Origin of the sequence: Edaphobacter sp. HDX4 (assembly GCF_036877565.1) — a bacterium.
In the GTDB taxonomy this organism is placed as follows: domain Bacteria; phylum Acidobacteriota; class Terriglobia; order Terriglobales; family Acidobacteriaceae; genus Edaphobacter.
In genome coordinates, this window is record NZ_JAEDXW010000094.1 from 1 (window position 1) to 254 (window position 254).

The 254-nt window shown below is 63.0% G+C and carries 1 protein-coding gene; it reads left to right on the forward strand.

Annotated features, from left to right (window positions below):
- The coding region (locus JAO29_RS23220; protein WP_334270663.1) for a hypothetical protein at positions 1–254 on the forward strand (254 nt) is incomplete at both ends.

Consider the following 254-nt stretch of genomic DNA (forward strand, 5'->3'; position numbering starts at 1 on the left):
TAAGCTTCGAGCGTACCCGTGTGGCCAGCCACAACACGCAGCAGAGACTGATCGCTGCGGCTGCCGGGTGGATCCACCTCATCCTTACCAACAGAGGCGCAGAGCTCGCGAAGTCGGCAGCCAAGGCCGCCGTCAGTGAAGGCGAAGGGAAGAGCGTATCCGCCAGGGCTGCTACCGCGCCCGTCGCGCCTACGATCAACGTTGACACAGCCGCTGTCCATGCTGGCCATGCCAGTGCTTTGACGGAACCTCTT